The organism is Streptomyces sp. Z423-1, from assembly GCF_013009255.1.
GTDB lineage: Bacteria > Actinomycetota > Actinomycetes > Streptomycetales > Streptomycetaceae > Streptomyces > Streptomyces gossypiisoli.
Genome location: NZ_CP053109.1, coordinates 2,789,800 through 2,805,613 on the forward strand (window position 1 = coordinate 2,789,800; position 15,814 = coordinate 2,805,613).

The window sequence follows — 15,814 nt, forward strand, 5'->3', positions numbered from 1 at the left end:
GGCTCCCGTGGGATCACTTCCGCAGGAAGGTGAGGAGTACCGCGTTGACCTCCTCCGCGTGGGTCCAGAGCAGGCCGTGCGGAGCGCCCTCGATCTCCACGTAGTCGGCGGACGGGAGGGCCTTGTGGAACGGCCTCGCAGTCCCCTCGACGGGCAGGATGCGGTCGCCCGTGCCGTGCAGGATCAGGGCCGGCACGTCGATGGCCGGAATGTCGGCCCGGAAGTCGGTGTACCAGGTCGACGGCGCGGCGGCCGCCGCGTAGAACCCACCGCCCGCGGCGACGTTCCAGCTGTTGCGGACCGCTTCCTCGCTGATCCTGGTGCCGAGGTTCTCGTCGAGGTTGTAGAAGTCCTTGTAGAAGGCCGTGTAGTACGCGTAACGGTCCGCCTTGACCGCCGCCACGACGCCGTCGAAGAACTCCTTCGGGGCAACCCCGTCCGGGTTGTCGTCGCTCTTGAGCAGGCAGGGCTCCAGCGAGGCCAGGAAGGCGACCTTGGCAACCCGGGCGGAGCCGTACGTGGACACGTACCGGGCGACCTCTCCCGTGCCCATCGAGAATCCGACGAGGACGGCGTCCCGCAGGTCGAGGGTCTCCATCACGGTGTTGAGGTCGGCCGCGAACGTGTCGTAGTCGTAACCGGTCGTCGGCTGGCTGGACTGCCCGAAACCGCGGCGGTCGTAGGTGATCACTCGGTAGCCGGCGTCGAGCAGCACGGCACTCTGGCGCTCCCAGGAATGGCCGTCGAGCGGGAAGCCGTGGATCAGTACGACCGGCTGCCCGGTGCCGTGGTCCTCGTAGTAGAGGTCGATGGTAGTGGAATTCTCTTGGCCCACAGTGATGAACGGCATGCGTTGCTTCCTCGTTCGGGGATGAATGCGGGTGGATAGGGACTCGGTCACGCTAGGACGGACGCCGCGCCGCCAGTTGTCGCACAGCGCACCACTCCTTGCCCGCAGACGCAGGGATCATTTATCACCAACGCGCACGGCCTGAAATGTCTGGAAGCTCCCTGTCAATAGGAGCTTCCACTCCATCGCTAAACCAGACGGAATTCGTGCGGCATATGCGAACTGAACGGGCGGTCCGATCAGCACCTTGGAGCGCGCGGATGTGCTCCTGCAGGACGAAGCGCCACGAAAGCCGCCGACATCAAAGGTGACGCATCCCTACTGAACATCCCTAAACGCCCACTGAGTGGCGCAGCATGAGGGGTTGGGAATGACGGCGGCGGGCGCTGTTCAGTACGCCCACCAGCAGCCTGTTGACAGTAGCGGTACCCAGCGGGCCACGCCGTCCTCGCCGACGCGCCGTGCGTAGGCGGTCTTCACCTGGGCACTGTGGACGGTGCAGGAACGGGACCAGTTTCCACGGGAATCGACGTACTCGAAGGCCACATCGCCGACTTCCGTGCGGGTGGCGCGGCCCGACCGTGAGGATCATCTCGCTGCCGTCGGCCAGTTCCAGCAGAAATCACACGACAGCCGCCAGCGTTTCATCACCAGGTTCGGCCGGGACATCCTGCACACATTCAGGTGGCCAAGCCCGTGTACCTACGATCCGCATGTCCCAAAAGGATTGGCTCACAGGAGTTCGGCACCCCGCCTCCGGGCAGATCCGAAACAGCGAGGCCGAACCAGCGCCCTCTCGGCGCCTGTACTGCCCACCCGACCCGACCTTCACGGTCCGGCTTGCAGCCCTCAACGGTCGCTGACCGTCACACGCACCCAAGGCATTCCGACGGGAAGCCCTGGGACGCGCCCCACGGCCACCGTTCGCCTCAGGCGTCCGCGCGGGAGCGCCCTCGCCGAACCAGGCGCGCAACCCGCTCACTTCGCTTACCCGCGCACTCCGGGCCACCCAGCTGTTCGATTGAAGGCGGCACCTTATACCCCCTACGCTTATCCGAGGAAGCCGTGATCTACGTCATGACGCATGGATCGACCACCACGGGGAATGATCGAGGCAAGTCGACCAAATAAAGCATTTCATTTCCATGGGACATGCGCGGGACGGCGAGCCTGACAAACCGTCAGACAGGCCATTGACCTGGCGGAAACGCCTAGGAATCCAACGGCCTCCGGAGCCGTGTGCGCAGGTTCGAATCCTGCCGGGGGCACTCGCCGAAGATCAGCAGAGATCATGCGCTGGCCAGGGCGGATGCCTACACGAAAGAGCGGGAACCAGTCTCACTGGGTCCCGCTCTTTTTCGTTGTTTCGCGCTGGCCGCGATAGACCTGCGATAGAGGCAATCGCTACGCGTCAGGACTAGGAGGGCGCCTCGTCCAGCCGCTCCAAGGTGAGCTGATAGGCGTTCCTCAGCCGCGTGAAGTCATAGAAGTCACCCTGCGGCTCGCGCTTGACGGTCAACAGCCCCTGCACCTCAAGCTCCTTGCGACCCTTGGTCCACGTGTCCGAGGACAGGCCGTATCGCTGACGCCTCGCCGTGTGGATGTATCGCGGCTCCGAGTGCCCTCCGAGGGCCTCTCTGAGGGCAAACAGCAGGGCCGTTGCCGTCGGCGACAACTGGAGGAGCCAACCGCGCGTCCAGAACTCAACTGGCATGCCGACGTAGCGGCCTTCCTCTCTTGGCTGCGTGTACACCCCTCCATCACCGGCGGCGCTCAGCAGCGTGATCGCTGAGGGCCGCCCCCACTGCGGCTGGAGCTCGATGAACTTGTTCTCTTTGAGCCACTTCAGGTTGCTGGCAACTCGCCTCGGTCCCGTCTTTGAGTCGAGTGCGAGCATCTGCGTCCAGCCGTTCGGGCCCGGTGGTCTCCGCAGGTCAAAGGGCTCTTTCGTGGCCATCATGGTGATGCACATGTAAAGCCGGAGGCGCACCATGCCCCCGCGTCCGCCTTGGATGAGCCGAGCAAGCGGTGGAGGCGTGTCGTCGTCCTCAGACGCGATGACGAACGCCGGCGGGAACGGGATGTGCCCCCGCCTCTTCGCCTTGTCCGCTGCCCCCCGCAGGTAGCCGAGCGCCTCAGACTGACGTCCATCAAGCGGCACGACTTTTACCTTCCTGCAGGAGTAACAGGGATATGGGGCTTACAGGGGTGCACGGGGGTGTTTGGAGCTTCACTATGGATCCCGTCACAGGAGTCGAGAGACTACAGCAAGAGCGCATACCTCCACAGCAGAAGGGAAGACGACTCCGCTGCTGATGCGAAATGTCTCCTTCACAAACAACAAACACCCCTTTTGACCTGCTGTTTTCCCCCTGCCAACATCGCCTCAGTCAAGCCGGAGATCGTCGAGCGGCCCACCTGGACGCTGCCGCGATTCCACTGATGAGGGGATTGATACAGGTTGTCCAACCACGACTCATCGCTCCGAGGCCTCTGGGCGGCGGTCATCGTGCTCGGTGCACTCATGGCCGCAATGCTGAGCACCGCCGCTCTCTGGACGGTGGGAGCGCCTGCGTACGCCGCACTGGGGGCGGGGGGTGCCACCTTCATCGGTGTGGCCACCCTGGGGTTCACCCTGAGGAAGTTCTTGACTGAGTAAGACTGATGCCCATGAGGCTCTGAGCAGCCGACGGCGGGGCGTGGGACGCATACGACCCACGCCCCCCTTCAAGCTCACCTGCGGGAGTCGCCCTCGCTCCAACCCATCGCTTTTTCGATCTTCTTGTTGTTCTCCTCATCACTGTTGTCGAGGCAGCCCGCGTAGTGGCGGTCGATCACCTCTGGGGACGTGCCGGCGCGGCGGGCCACCTCTGCCACCGGGAGGCCCGAGCGGAGCCAATCCGTGATGCACGTGGCCCGCCCGTCGTACGGCTTCCGAGCGAGGGGAGACGCCACCTTGTGCGGAGGGAAGGCGAGGCGGGCGAGCCTCCTGCCAGACGCGCCAGTAGCTGGACGTACCCACCAGACCGCCCCGCTCGTTCTGGAACAGCCGGCCGTCGGCCGCCGTGCCGAACTCCTTCACGTGTTCCCGGAGCATCGCCACCAGGACAGGCGGAATCGGCACCGGACGGTCCGCCTCGGGGTCCCGCATCTTCAGCCCCCGTTTGTCGTGCCGATCACCGGAATCGGTCCACTTCTTGCCCGACACAGGGCGCGTTTCCCGAAGGGTGAGCACTCCCCATCCCGTTTCCGGCAAGTAGCAGTCATCCAGCCGCAGCCCCACGACTTCCGCCGACCGCATCGCCGCGTACAGGATGCAGCCGAAGAAAGCGACCAGACGTCTCCCACGGTTTCGATGCACCGATCCCACATAGGAAACGGCCGTCAAGAACTCGCGTCCCTGCACGGCATTTATGAGGACTCGTGGATCGATCGGACCGGTGGCAGCAGTGGCGGGCCGCTCCAATGCAGCGATCGGGTTTTCGTCCATATACCCCTTCTGGATCGCGTACGCCACGGCCGCGTTGAAACCGCGCCGACGTCGCTTGTACGTATCCTTGGCCGCCAACTTGCCGTCCAGTCTGTAGGCAAGCCGGTAAGGGACGTCTTCAGCAATGCTGGTTTCCATCAGAGCCGACAGAGGCAGGGAGTTCTCTGCGAGCCATGTGCACACCTTCTCCAGGTCGGGCGGGGGCTCCTCGTCCTCGTGAGCCGGTACGACGGCCCACCTCACGGCCCGGCGCACCTCGGGGAGTTCCGGAGCATCGGGCCCGGCCCCAATCATCCCCAGAGCTGCTGAGGCAAGGCTGTCTGCGAATCCCTCTCTCGTTTTTGCCGCTGCTGTGCGCCAACGACGCTTCATGAACTCACGCGAGAATTCCCACCAAGTAGGGTCCAACTTGGCCTTAGCCTGTGCGGCCGCTTCCGCTTCCGTCTGCCGTACCTCGGACTCGGGAAGACCGTCCTTGATTCGGAAGGCTTCTCCCCTGCGCATGGCTTGCCAGAGTTCGGATCGGCGACTCTCAGCAAGTGCGGAGGTGGCGAACGTGGCGCTGCTGACCTTTCCGCCGATGACCCGGGCCATGGCCGGCGGCGCCCGCAGCGTCTAACAGCGTCCTGAACAGTGACGATGTGGCTCATTGGGTCGTGTTCCTCTCAGTGGTGGAACGGCCCGAACAGCGGCTCCCGGGAGGCACCCGGGGAGCCGCGCGCCGTTGAAGTCGGAACATCCGGCTCCCCTCAGCCCCGCTCGCGGACGTCGACCTGCTCGACGCGCACATCATCACCCTCGACCGCACCCCGACCGTCGTGTCTCCCCCAGGGTCAGCGTGCCCCAGCCCTTCTCTGGACGCCCCGTACCGCCGGATCTGCGGCGCCACAGCTTCCCCCACGACGCGGCCGGCTGGCGGTTCCCGGATTCCGTGATGTGCAGGTGGCCGTCGGCCGGGTCGGCTTCAGCGCCCCACCGCCCGGTCTCCGCCGGCCTCACCGGTCGGCCGGGAACCGCGCGGCCACGGTGGCAGCCCTTGGGACTGGTGGAACGGCGACGCCACGGAAGTACCCCCTCTTCTCCGGGATTCCGTGACGGGCAGGGGGACGCGGTTCGACCTGCCAGTACCATAGTTGCATGGATGCGCAAGGACAGGCGTGGGATGCGGAGGCCGCGGAGCGGGCGGTGGCCCTGCTCAAGGCGGTGGCCGACCCGTCGCGGTACCGGCTGCTGTGGGCGCTGAGCGGCCGTGAGCTGCCGGTGAGCGAGCTGGCCCGGATCCTGGGCGCCCACGTGGCCGCGACCTCCCAGCACCTGGCGAAGCTGCGTGCAGCCGGGCTGGTGACCACCCGGCGGGAGGGCACGCGGATCTATTACCGGGCGCGGCGCGTGCGTGCCCTGCTGGAGGAGGCGCAGCTCGTGGCGAACGCCGGCGCCGATACGCCGGGACCCGGTGGCGGTGTGCGCGAGGAGTCGGCCGCGGCGGTGGCGGAGGAGCCGGCGGCCGTGGCACGTGGAGTACTGGGCGGACGCCCGGCGCCGGCGCAGTAGTCCTGCGGTGGAAGGCCGCCGGGCGGGAGCCATTCCGCAGAGGCCGAAGACCGAGACGAGCCCAGAAAGGGCCCCCTGGATGAACTCGCAGCCCTTAAGGCCGACCGTGACAGCGTCGCCGGTGGGACCGCCTCGCGCGGCCGGGCCTGACAGAGTGTGCGCGGTATCCTGCGATCACGCCTGCACGGCGTGGTGTACCGGCAGTGGAACCGAGAGCAGGGGGTGGTGCTGCGATGCTCAGCGAACCTCCTAGTCCGTATCCCGCGTAGTACCGCCTGGCCGCCGCTGGCGAAGCGGCGGATGTCAGTCGGTGCTCGCGCACGGTCGTCTGATGCCCGATGTTCGATTCCACTGTTGTGCTGAGGACCTTGTCATGCCGCAGTCGCACCTGTTCCCCGAGCCGAGCGTGGAGCCGGCCGAGTCGTTGCGGGACCTCGTCGAGGATCAGCGGCTCGATGCCGCTCAGGAGTGGCTGGAGACGTATCCGCCGCATGTGATCGCCGATGAGCTGGCCCGTATGGACGCGGTCGACGCCGGGGTGGCGTTCCGGCTGCTGCACAAGGACCGGGCGCTGGTGGTGTTCGAGGAGCTGGAGCCGGTCGACCAGCAGCAGATCCTGGAAGGGCTGCGGGACCGGTCCTTCCTGGATCTCGTCGAGGGCATGGATCCCGACGACCGGGCCAGGATGCTGAAGGAGGCCCCGGCGAAGGTCGTCAAGCGGGTGCTGGCCGGGCTGAGCCCGAACGAGCGACGGATGACCTCCGCGCTGCTGGGCTATCCGGAGGGCTCGGTCGGCCGCTACATGACCCCCGAGGTGGTGGCGCTGCCGCAGGATCTGACCGTCGAGCAGGCGCTGCGGACCGTACGGGCGAAGGGGGCGGACGCGGAGACGGTGTACACGCTGCCCGTGGTGGATGCCGGGCGGCGGCTGACCGGCATCGTGGAGCTGCGCGAGCTGGTGCTCAACCGGCCAGACACGCTGATCTCCAAGCTGGTCGTCACCGAGCCGGCCTCGGCGTACGCCACCGACTCCGCCGAGTCCGCGGCCCGGCTGATGCGGGAGACCAACGACCTCAACCTCCCGGTCGTCGACAGCGAGGACCGGCTCGTCGGGCTGTTCACCATCGACGACGCCGTGGAGGTCATCGAGGCGGCCGACACCGAGGACGTGGCCCGTCAGGCCGGTGCCGCGCCGTGGGCCGGTCACTACATGGCCGCCACCGTGTGGCAGCTCGCCCGTTACCGGGCGATGTGGCTGAGCCTGCTGCTGGTCGCGGCGACCTTCACGGTCGGTGTGACCCAGGCGTTCGAGGCCACCTTGGAGCAGGTCGCCTCCCTCGCCCTGTTCATCCCCATGCTCATCGGGGCGGGCGGCAACGCCGGCGCCCAGGCCGCCACCGCCTGCGTCCGCGCGCTCGCGGTCGGCGAGGTGCGCGGCTCGGACCTGCTGAAGGTGATCTGGCGCGAGTGCCGGGTGGGTCTGGTGCTGGGCTCGCTGCTGGCCGCGCTCGGCCTGGTGGTGGGCACGGTGTTCGTCAGCGCGAAGATCGCCCTGGTGGTCGGCATCACCCTGGTGCTCATCTGCGGGTGGGCGGCGACCATCGGCGGCACCATGCCGCTGCTGGCCAAACGGCTGCGGATCGACCCGGCGGTCGTCTCCGCCCCCATGGTCACCACCCTCGTCGACGCCACCGGCCTGATCATCTACTTCCTGACGGCGAAAGCCGTCCTGGGTGTCTGATCCGCACCTCACCGCGCACCACACCGGTCGGCCTTGTCGAACCTCGTGCGGTGCGGCCGTCGGTCCGGGACACGGCGTCCGGTGGGGCGGCAGGTCGGACGGGTGCGGCCCTGGGAGTCATCCCGTCAGGCCCTCCAGCCGGGTGGTGATGGAGCGCAGCGTGTCCGGGACGGCGCCGAGCAGGTCTGCCGGCAGGTCCGGCTCCCGCTCCTCGGTGGCCAGGCGGTAGCCGATCAGCAGACGGGCGAGCAGGACCGCGTCGCCGGCGGCGGCCAACACGGGGTCAGCCGCCTGCGGACCGGTCATGGAGGTGGTCGGCGATGGCTTTGCCCACTGAACGGGGGCGTCTGCCATCTGACCGGGCCCTTGCCCTTGCCCTTGTCCTTGTCCTTGCCCTTGTGCCGTGCGGTGCAGGGCGCGGCCGAGTCTTCGGGCCCGGAATTGCAGCAGGACCAGCGGCAGGTCGCCGCGCAGAACCTCGTAAACGGCGCGGTCCGCGGCGAGTTCGGCCCACTCGGAGGCGTCCGGAGCGACATGGCCGGCGATCTCGGTGATGAGGGCGCGCGCCTCCGCCTCGCCGAGCATGGCATGGGCCCGACCCAGCGCAGAGAAGGAGTCGGGCGGGCGGCGCTCCCCGCCGTACCCCAGCGCGGGCAACGACCTCTGCCTGTCGGCGCGCTCGCTCACCGGGGCCCTCCTGGTGCTTGACGTTGCACCCCCAGTCTTCCCCCCGCGACGGGAGCAGGGCCAGCGGGGCGTGGTGCTCGCGGTCCCTTCGGACTCCGGTCGAGAGTCCTCATCCGCGGCGTGTTGTGCTGGTGCGTGGACATCGCGCGGCCTGACACGCAAACCGGCGCGGCCCTCGTGTGATGCTGAAGGCCACGCCGGTTCGACCGGATCACACGTGGTGATCAAATGCTCACCGGTGGCACGAGAGTCCCTCAGTGAGCAGCGGACGGGGTGTCAGTTCATCCACGACCACCTGGCGCAGCTACGGGTTCGTCGCGCTCGTGTCGTCTGCGCTCTCGTCGAGCCGGTACTCCTGCGGTTCGGCGTCATAGGCGTACAACTCCGCATAGCGGCCCCAGTCGGTGGCGGTCTCCATCTGGGCTGTGACCTGTTCGCTGGTGTAGTGGTGGGCGAGGATGTCACGGAAGAAGCCGGCACGCAGTGTGCTGCCCGGGTTCTGGCGCAGGCTGCGGATGATCAGATGGACCAGGGGGGCATGGTCCATGACCGCCTCGGCGAAGATCTTCTTCGACTCCTGGACGTCGGCACCGGCGAAGGTGGTGCCGGTGTCGGTGAGCAGGAGGTCGTCGCCGCTGAGCGTGGTGAAGCCGAGCAGGTCCAGGGCGTCGACCTGGGGCATCAGGTCGTCGATTTCCAGGCCGAGGTCGTCGGCGAGGTCGGCCAGGTCGCAGCGCCCGCCGCGGTGCAGCACCATCTCCGCCAGACCGGACAGGCCATCCACGCTGGCCCGGGGCAGCGGGGTGTTGGCCGGGGTGCGCTTGTCCAGCTCCACCGGCTCGGCGCGACCGGGAGTACGACCCTCTTTCTGGCGTCCGGTCATGGTGCGGTACACGCGGTCGATCAACTCCTCGAACGCGGCCGAGTCCCGGTCGCGCGGGCGGTCCAGGCCGACCTCGAAGACCTCGCGGATGGTGCCGTAGGGGCGTGCGCCGAGCACCACGATCCGGTCGGCCATCAGCACCGCCTCCTCGATGTTGTGCGTGACCAGGACGATGGCGCGGGTGGGGAACTGGCCGGACTCCCACAGCTCCATCAGCTCGCCGCGCAGGTTCTCGGCGGTCAGTACGTCGAGGGCGGAGAAGGGCTCGTCCATCATCAGCACGTCCGGCTCGACCACCAGTGCGCGGGCGAAGCCGACGCGCTGGCGCATGCCGCCGGACAGTTCCTTGGGGTAGGCGGACTCGAAGCCGTCCAGGCCGATCAGGTCGATCGCCTGCCGGGCCGCCTCCGCCCGCTCGGCGGCGGGAATGCCCTTGGCCTCCAGGCCGAGTTCGACGTTCTGCTGCACGGTCAGCCAGGGCAGCAGCGCGAACGTCTGGAAGACCATCGCCGTGCCGGGGTTGGCACCGGTCAGCGGGGCGCTCTTGTAGGTGACGGTGCCGGAGCTGGCCGGGACGAGGCCGGCGAGGCAGCGCAGCAAGGTGGATTTGCCGGAGCCGGACTTGCCGAGCAGGGCTACGACCTCGCCGGCACGTACTTGGAGGTCGATGCCGGACAGCACGGGTAGTTCGCCGTCGGCGCCGGCGTAGGACTTGGTCAGCCCGACGGTTTCCAGCAGCAGCTCGCCGTCGGCGGGGCGGGCGGTGGCGCTCAAGGGCAGAGTGTTCATCGCCATAACAGGTCCTGGGGGTGGGGAGGTTCACAGGGAGTAGCGGGACTCGGCGAGCCGATACAGGCGGCGCCAGAAGAGGCGGTTGAGGCCGACGACGTACAGGCTCATCACCGCGACCCCGGCGATCAGTTCGGGGTAGTTCCCGTCCGCGGTCGCCTGCGCGATGTAGGAGCCCAGGCCGGTGGCGGTGAGCGTGGTGGAGCCGAAGGTGACGACCTCCGCGACGATGGAGGCGTTCCAGGCGCCGCCGGAGGCGGTGATGCCGCCGGTGACATAGGCGGGGAAGATCCCCGGGATGATCAGCCGTTTCCAGCGCTGCCAGCCGCGCACGCCCAGGTCGTCCATGGCTTCGCGCAGGTCGGTGGGGATGGCCATGGCGCCGGCGATGGCGTTGAACAGGATGTACCACTGGGCGCCCAGCGCCATGAGGAACATGCCGCCGATGTTGATGGTCAGGCCGGTCTTGAGGAAGAACCAGACCGCCAGCGGGAAGAGGAAGTTGGCCGGGAAGGACGCCAGGACCTGTACGACGGGCTGGGCGATGCGGGTCAGCCTCGGTGAGAAGCCGATCTTCACGCCGATCGGCACCCACACCAGGGTCGCCACCGCGACCAGCACGGCGACGCGGGCGAGCGTGGCCAGGCCCAGCAGCAGCGGCTCACCGAACACGCCGAGGCCGGTGTGGTTGTACAGGTAGCGGCCGAGGTCGATCAGGCCCCACAGGATCAGACCGCCGGCGACCGCGCCGAAGACCAGGTCCCCGGTGCGCTGCTTGGTGCGGTCGATGACCAGTGGCCGGTCGTCGGTGCCGAGGACGCGACCCGCGCGGCTGAGTGCCTGCCCGGCGGGGCGCAGGGCGCGGCCGAGCATGTGCGGCCAGTGGGAGCGGCGCAGGAAGTCCAGGACGGCGGACCGCTGGACCTCGCTCGCCTCGGACTGCTCGTTCTTGAACCGCTCGGTCCAGGCGGTCAGCGGCCGCCAGAACAGGAAGTTCACGCCGATCACCATGATCGCCATGGTGAGGATGGCCCAGCCGACCTTGCCCAGGTGGCCGTCGGCGATCGCGGCACCGGCATACGAGCCGACGCCGGGCAGGGCGTAGTCGGTGTGGCCGAGGGTGACCGCCTCGGAGGCAACCAGGAAGAACCAGCCGCCGCCGAAGCTCATCATGCCGTTCCAGACCAGGCCGGTCATCCCGGAGGGCAGTTCCACCTTCCAGAACCGCATCCACCGGGTGAAGCCGAACGACCGGGACAGCTCGTCCAGTTCGCGCGGCAGAGAGGTGAGCGAGGAGTAGAAGCTGAACGTCATGTTCCACGCCTGCGAGGTGAAGATCGCGAAGATCGAGGCGCACTCCAGGCCCAGCATCGAGCCGGGGAACAGGGCGACGAACCCGGTCACGGCCACCGTCAGGAAGGCCAGGACGGGGACGGACTGCAGGATGTCCAGCGCCGGGATGAGGATGCGTTCCAGGCGGCGAGACTTGGCGGCGGCGTAGGCGTAGACGAAGGTGAACACGGTGGAGATGGCCAGCGCGACGAACATGCGCAGCAGCGAGCGGGCCGCGTCGTAGGGCAGTTGGCCGACGCTGGTGTCCACCTTCGCGCCCTGGCTGGGCGAGAACGAGACCGTGGTCCCCTTCCCGACCCGCAGGGCGACGTACAGCAGCACCAGCACCGCGGCGGCCACCACCACGTCCACCCAGGTCATACGGGACAGGCGGCCCGCGAACCGGGAGGAGGTCCGCGAGGCGGGCGTGCTCGTCCGGAACGACATCACAGAAACCTCCAACCACGCTCTCGGCACACGCGTGTCCGGGCGCGATCGCACAGCGGGTTGGTGCCCGGGTTGGTGCCATGCGCCTGGGTCAGCGTGGCCCGGCATGGCAAGAAAGTGGAAAGAAGGAGGAGAGAAGCCCGAAAGGGTTCAGCGACTGCCGGTGAGGCAGCGCGGACTGGGTGGGTCGATGTCCATAAGTGCCCCCGTTCAGTCGTGTCGCTTGTACGGTTCCGGCGGTGAGCACGAGCCTCGCGCGGGGCGCGACAGGCGGGTGCCGCCGGTTAGCATGCCGCTTATTGCGTCAATGCGCAAATATGCTGGGATGGGCTTCGCGGACCCCTCCCAACCTGACGTTTGCGCAGGTCGCCGCCGGTGTCGCGCGTGCACGGAGGTGCGATGCCCGGCGTTGCCGACCACTGAAAACGGCCCCCGAATGCGCCAACGGGCCCGCCCTGACGGCACCTTCCGGCCCGGATCGGCGAAACTGATCGCAGACGTCCGGACTCCTCACCCGGCGTGAACGGCCACAGGGGAAGATCCCGTCTGAGCCGGGGTGGGCCGGGCGGTGACCGTGGTCCGTACGTCGGGTGCGCCCTCTGACTGCAAACGTGAGGGTGACAGGCGGGCTGGGTGGTGGTCGGTTTTCGGTCGCTGAGGGAAGGTCCACATTCCTGCCGGAACACCTTGTTGCGTGGATGTGCAACTGTGGGACGGTGCGGGTTCGAGGCGGCCGGCTGGCCTCCACCCCCGCCTGTGCGCCTCGTCGCGAGGACGCGCATTACGGCCCCAGCACTGGGCCCGGTCGGCGCCTGCCCAAGCACGCGAACCGCCCCAGGCCCGAATGGGTGGACTCGCACTGCAGCGCGCGCCAGGCTGAAAGGGGGGCGGACATCTATATTTGCCGGTCCGACTCAGTGGGGGACTACAAGTAGGATAGGTGGCATGAGTGAGCCTACCGGCAAGTACTCGATCACCATGCCGCGCGACATCGCCGAGGCCGCCAAGGCCCGCAGCGGCCCCTCCGGCCTGTCCGCCTACGTGGCCGCCGCCGTCGCCCGCCAGATCGAGCGCGACAACCTCAACGAGCTCATCGCTGTGGCCGAGGCTGAGCACGGGCCCGTCACGGACGAGGAGATCCAGGCCCTGCGCGACCAGCTTCATCAGGCCCGCCGGGAACAGCGCCAGAGCGGGGCGGACGCCGCGTGACCCGCTCCCCCGCCGTCCCGGGCGGCACGCTGGTCCTGGACAGCGAGGGACTGGCCAAGGCCGTCCTGCGTGATCGCGCGGTCACCGGATGGCTCGCCCTCGCCCGCGCCGACGACCTGAGAGTGATCACATCCGCGGCAACCCTGGTGGAGGTGGTCCATCCTCGGATCAACCGCCCGGCTCTGGAGTGGACCCTCTCCCGCCTCGTCGTCGAACCGGTCACCGAGCCCATCGCCCGTCACGCGGCCGTCCTGCTGGCCGACGCCGGCTTGCACGGCCACAAATACGCCATCGACGCCATGCTCAGCGCCACCGCCCTCGCTGCCCCGGGCCCCGTCACGGTCCTCACCTCGGATCCCCAGGACCTCATGGCGCTGTGCGGCGGACGGGTCACCGTGATCAAGGTCTGACCCGCCGCCCTCCCAAGTTTCGTCGCCGCCGAGTCAGCGGCCGGGCCGTCGCGGAACAACGGCCCGCTCGTCAGATCACCGATCATCTGGTCCAGCAGCGATGCCGTCAGCTCACTCACCGGGACCCACTCCGGCGTGTCCGCTCTTACCGGCTCCCGCATGCGCACCTGCCGACGCGGGAGCTCCACGTCCTCGATCTGCGCCCGCAGTCAGTCCGTCACCCGCGTCTCGCCTTCCCACAGCGCCGACCACAGCGCACGGTGAGCCAACGAGATCCCCTCGTCGGCGACCAGTTCCTCCAACCGCGCCCGGCTCACCTTCTCAACCTCGACCGCGCTGGTTGTTGATGGACTGCCGGTCATACAGACACTTCGCGTACCGGCTCAGCAGAACCTCGACGCTGTTCCCGGCCCGCTGGGCGACCTCGGCCGGGGTCAGCGCCCGCGCACAGCCACGTGGACAGCGCCGAGTGACGCAAGTCGTACGGGCGCTTCGCGAGCGGAGTCCTGGTGAGGGCGGGAGGCAGGGCGAGGTCGCGGGCTTCGTTGCCAGACGCGGTGGTAGGTGGTGTAGGCGACGATGCGGCCGCTCTCACTGAAGAAGAGCCGGCCGTCGTCAGCGGTCCCGAGCCGAGGCAGGCTCGACGGACATCGGCTGCCGTGGGTCGCGGCCGCACGGTAGAGGGTGACGCGCTTGGGCACGAACAGTCCGGGCCGGGCGAGCGCGGACCGCTCCACGGAGACGCGCGGGAACCCGAACCAGTCCCGCCATGAGGCAGACCCCGAGCACCGCGACCATGCCGACCAGCGCCCGCCCCGCCCGCACCACGCAGAGATAGAGAGCGAGCGCCGCGGTACAGACCGGGCCGGGCGCGCCGTCCGCGGCCAGGGGATCCCGTACCAGGCCCCGGCGACCGTGGCGCCGACGATCGTCCCCGCCCCCAGGCATCCGGCGAGGAAACCTCCCCAGCCAGCCACCATCAGGTGTGGGTCCGGCGCGGAGACAGGGCGATGGCGTCGGTGCTTGCCCGTCTCCCCTCCCGGCGTTCTTCCGTGTCCGGCAGCCAACCGGCAGGATTTCCTTGCGTTATGCAAAAGGCGCGGAGGGGGACGGAAGCGACCGGTGCGAATCCAGCTGCGGCACCCGCGCGGATCAGACGTCACGGGCCACAGGGAGATCCACCGCCCAGCCCAGCGGGTGCGGCTCCGCCTCGTCCAGCGCAGGCGCGAGGGGCTCTTCCCCGGCTTCATTGAAGGCGGCCAGCGCGTCGACGAGGGCCAGCCGCTGCGTCGAGGTGAGCCGTTCCACGATCGCGGCGATCTCGGCCCGGCGCCGGGCTGTCACGTCCTCGACCGTGCGCCGCCCCTCCTCGGTGAGCTGCAGCAGGGTCTCGCGGCGGTTGACGGGATTGTGTTGCCGGTCGGCGAGCCCTGCCGCGATCAGCCGATCGACCATCCGCATCGCGGTGGACGGGGCTACCTGGAGCAGGTCGGCGAGCGCGACCAGCTTCGTGGCGCCGCGCGTGGACAGCACCACCAGCATCCGGAACTGCGGCAGCGTCACCCGCTCCTCGACCGCCGCGAGAGAACGAGCGGAAACCGCGACCAGCAGCCGGGACGCGGTCAGCACCGCACGGGTGACCGCATCGACATCGTCCATGGCTCCCATGGAGGTCTCGCGTTCGGGCATGAGTCCTTTCTACCGCGCCGAAGTCCCTGCTCACTCACGCCAGGGGAACAGACTTTCCTTCTCCATGACCGTGATACCGGAGCAGGAGCGTCGCGGCGTCGTCGTGGGGCGGCCCGCCAACGTACTGGGCGAGATCCGCACGCAGGGCTTCCAGGGCGCGGTGCGCATCCGGGCCCTTCAGCAGGTACGCCCGTTCGCCGACGGGGTAGAAGCGGGCCGTGTTCGTCGCGGGCCTCGGTGACGCCGTCGGTGTACAGCAGGAGTTGGCCAGACCGAGCGTTCCAGGCGTTCACCGAGCCCCACCAGGTCCGGCTCGTCGCGCGCCGCCTCCCGGAAGGCCACGAGGACGACAGCCGCCGTCTCCGCCGCGGACAGCCCTTTGCCCTGCAGGTCGCCCACGATCACGCGAAACGCCGTGCGGTGAGGCCACCACCTCGTACAGATCGCCGCCGATGCGCGCCTCCGCGACCGCCGAGGGGTACGACACGGCCACCTGCAACGGGCCCGCAGTCAGCGGCACCGGTCTCAGCAGCACCGCTGGGCGACGTCCGCGACCGCCACCGTCACCATCACCAAGACCGGCATGCAGGACAGCACGGTCCAGCTCGACGGAGAGCCGCCCTTCGTCCTCTCAGGCGCCCCTCCCTCAAACCTTTAGACTATGCAAAGGTGGCTGGCGCGAGGCGGCTCTCGACCCCGGACCTTTGCCCAATCGACGCCGAGAGATCGACATTCC

At 68.5% G+C, this 15,814-nt stretch carries 12 protein-coding genes and 2 pseudogenes; 4 read left to right on the top strand and 10 right to left on the bottom strand.

Annotation, left to right across the window (positions count from 1 at the left end; genetic code table 11):
• Positions 1–13: 13 nt before the first annotated feature.
• From HJD23_RS12460 to HJD23_RS12470, 3 genes are all read right to left on the bottom strand, one after another.
• Positions 14–850, bottom strand: a complete 837-nt coding sequence (locus tag HJD23_RS12460; protein WP_171118148.1) for an alpha/beta hydrolase — start codon at positions 848–850, stop codon at positions 14–16.
• Positions 851–2,267: 1,417 nt separating this feature from the next.
• Positions 2,268–3,011 carry a hypothetical protein gene (locus HJD23_RS12465; RefSeq protein WP_171118150.1) on the bottom strand — a complete coding sequence of 248 codons (744 nt, stop codon included), beginning with the start codon at positions 3,009–3,011 and terminating at the stop codon, positions 2,268–2,270.
• Between the two features lie 636 nt (positions 3,012–3,647).
• Positions 3,648–4,934, bottom strand: coding sequence for a site-specific integrase (locus HJD23_RS12470; RefSeq protein WP_232108011.1), 1,287 nt, complete (start codon positions 4,932–4,934; stop codon positions 3,648–3,650).
• Positions 4,935–5,477: 543 nt separating this feature from the next.
• On the opposite strand from HJD23_RS12470, the gene HJD23_RS12475 reads away from it, so the two are divergent.
• Both HJD23_RS12475 and mgtE read left to right on the top strand, forming a co-directional pair.
• On the top strand, positions 5,478–5,891 hold the full coding sequence (locus HJD23_RS12475; RefSeq protein ID WP_171118152.1) for a metalloregulator ArsR/SmtB family transcription factor: 414 nt from the start codon (positions 5,478–5,480) through the stop codon (positions 5,889–5,891).
• Positions 5,892–6,264: 373 nt separating this feature from the next.
• A complete protein-coding gene (mgtE, locus tag HJD23_RS12480; RefSeq protein WP_171118154.1) occupies positions 6,265–7,632 on the top strand; it encodes a magnesium transporter in 1,368 nt (455 codons plus the stop codon).
• A 117-nt stretch (positions 7,633–7,749) separates the two neighbouring features.
• Here the strand turns inward: mgtE and HJD23_RS12485 are convergent, their stop codons facing one another.
• From HJD23_RS12485 to HJD23_RS12495, 3 genes are all read right to left on the bottom strand, one after another.
• Complete coding sequence (locus HJD23_RS12485; RefSeq protein ID WP_171118156.1) at positions 7,750–8,319, bottom strand: hypothetical protein; 570 nt, start codon at positions 8,317–8,319, stop codon at positions 7,750–7,752.
• 304 nt (positions 8,320–8,623) lie between these two features.
• A complete protein-coding gene (locus HJD23_RS12490) occupies positions 8,624–9,997 on the bottom strand; it encodes a nitrate/sulfonate/bicarbonate ABC transporter ATP-binding protein (RefSeq protein ID WP_171118158.1) in 1,374 nt (457 codons plus the stop codon).
• 24 nt (positions 9,998–10,021) lie between these two features.
• Positions 10,022–11,770, bottom strand: a complete 1,749-nt coding sequence (locus tag HJD23_RS12495; RefSeq protein ID WP_171118160.1) for an ABC transporter permease subunit — start codon at positions 11,768–11,770, stop codon at positions 10,022–10,024.
• Between the two features lie 945 nt (positions 11,771–12,715).
• Here HJD23_RS12495 and HJD23_RS12500 point away from each other — a divergent pair.
• Together HJD23_RS12500 and HJD23_RS12505 are read left to right on the top strand one after the other, a co-directional pair.
• Positions 12,716–12,979, top strand: coding sequence for a CopG family transcriptional regulator (locus HJD23_RS12500; protein WP_171118162.1), 264 nt, complete (start codon positions 12,716–12,718; stop codon positions 12,977–12,979).
• Complete coding sequence (locus HJD23_RS12505) at positions 12,976–13,389, top strand: PIN domain-containing protein (RefSeq protein ID WP_171118164.1); 414 nt, start codon at positions 12,976–12,978, stop codon at positions 13,387–13,389. Before HJD23_RS12500 ends, HJD23_RS12505 begins: the two co-directional genes overlap by 4 nt.
• A 209-nt stretch (positions 13,390–13,598) precedes the next feature.
• On the opposite strand, the gene HJD23_RS12510 is transcribed toward HJD23_RS12505, so the two are convergent.
• The 4 genes and pseudogenes from HJD23_RS12510 to HJD23_RS12520 all read right to left on the bottom strand — a co-directional run.
• Positions 13,599–13,751: a hypothetical protein gene (locus HJD23_RS12510; protein WP_171118165.1), complete on the bottom strand. Its 153-nt coding sequence runs from the start codon at positions 13,749–13,751 to the stop codon at positions 13,599–13,601.
• Positions 13,711–14,015: pseudogene (locus tag HJD23_RS43750) on the bottom strand (site-specific integrase); the annotation flags it as partial. The gene HJD23_RS12510 and the pseudogene HJD23_RS43750, both read right to left, overlap by 41 nt.
• Before the next feature lie 526 nt (positions 14,016–14,541).
• The gene (locus HJD23_RS12515; RefSeq protein WP_171118167.1) at positions 14,542–15,078 is read right to left on the bottom strand and encodes a MarR family transcriptional regulator; all 537 of its coding nucleotides are present in this window, start codon (positions 15,076–15,078) and stop codon (positions 14,542–14,544) included.
• Positions 15,079–15,112: 34 nt separating this feature from the next.
• Positions 15,113–15,613: pseudogene (locus tag HJD23_RS12520) on the bottom strand (SpoIIE family protein phosphatase); the annotation flags it as partial.
• Between the last annotated feature and the right edge of the window lie 201 nt (positions 15,614–15,814).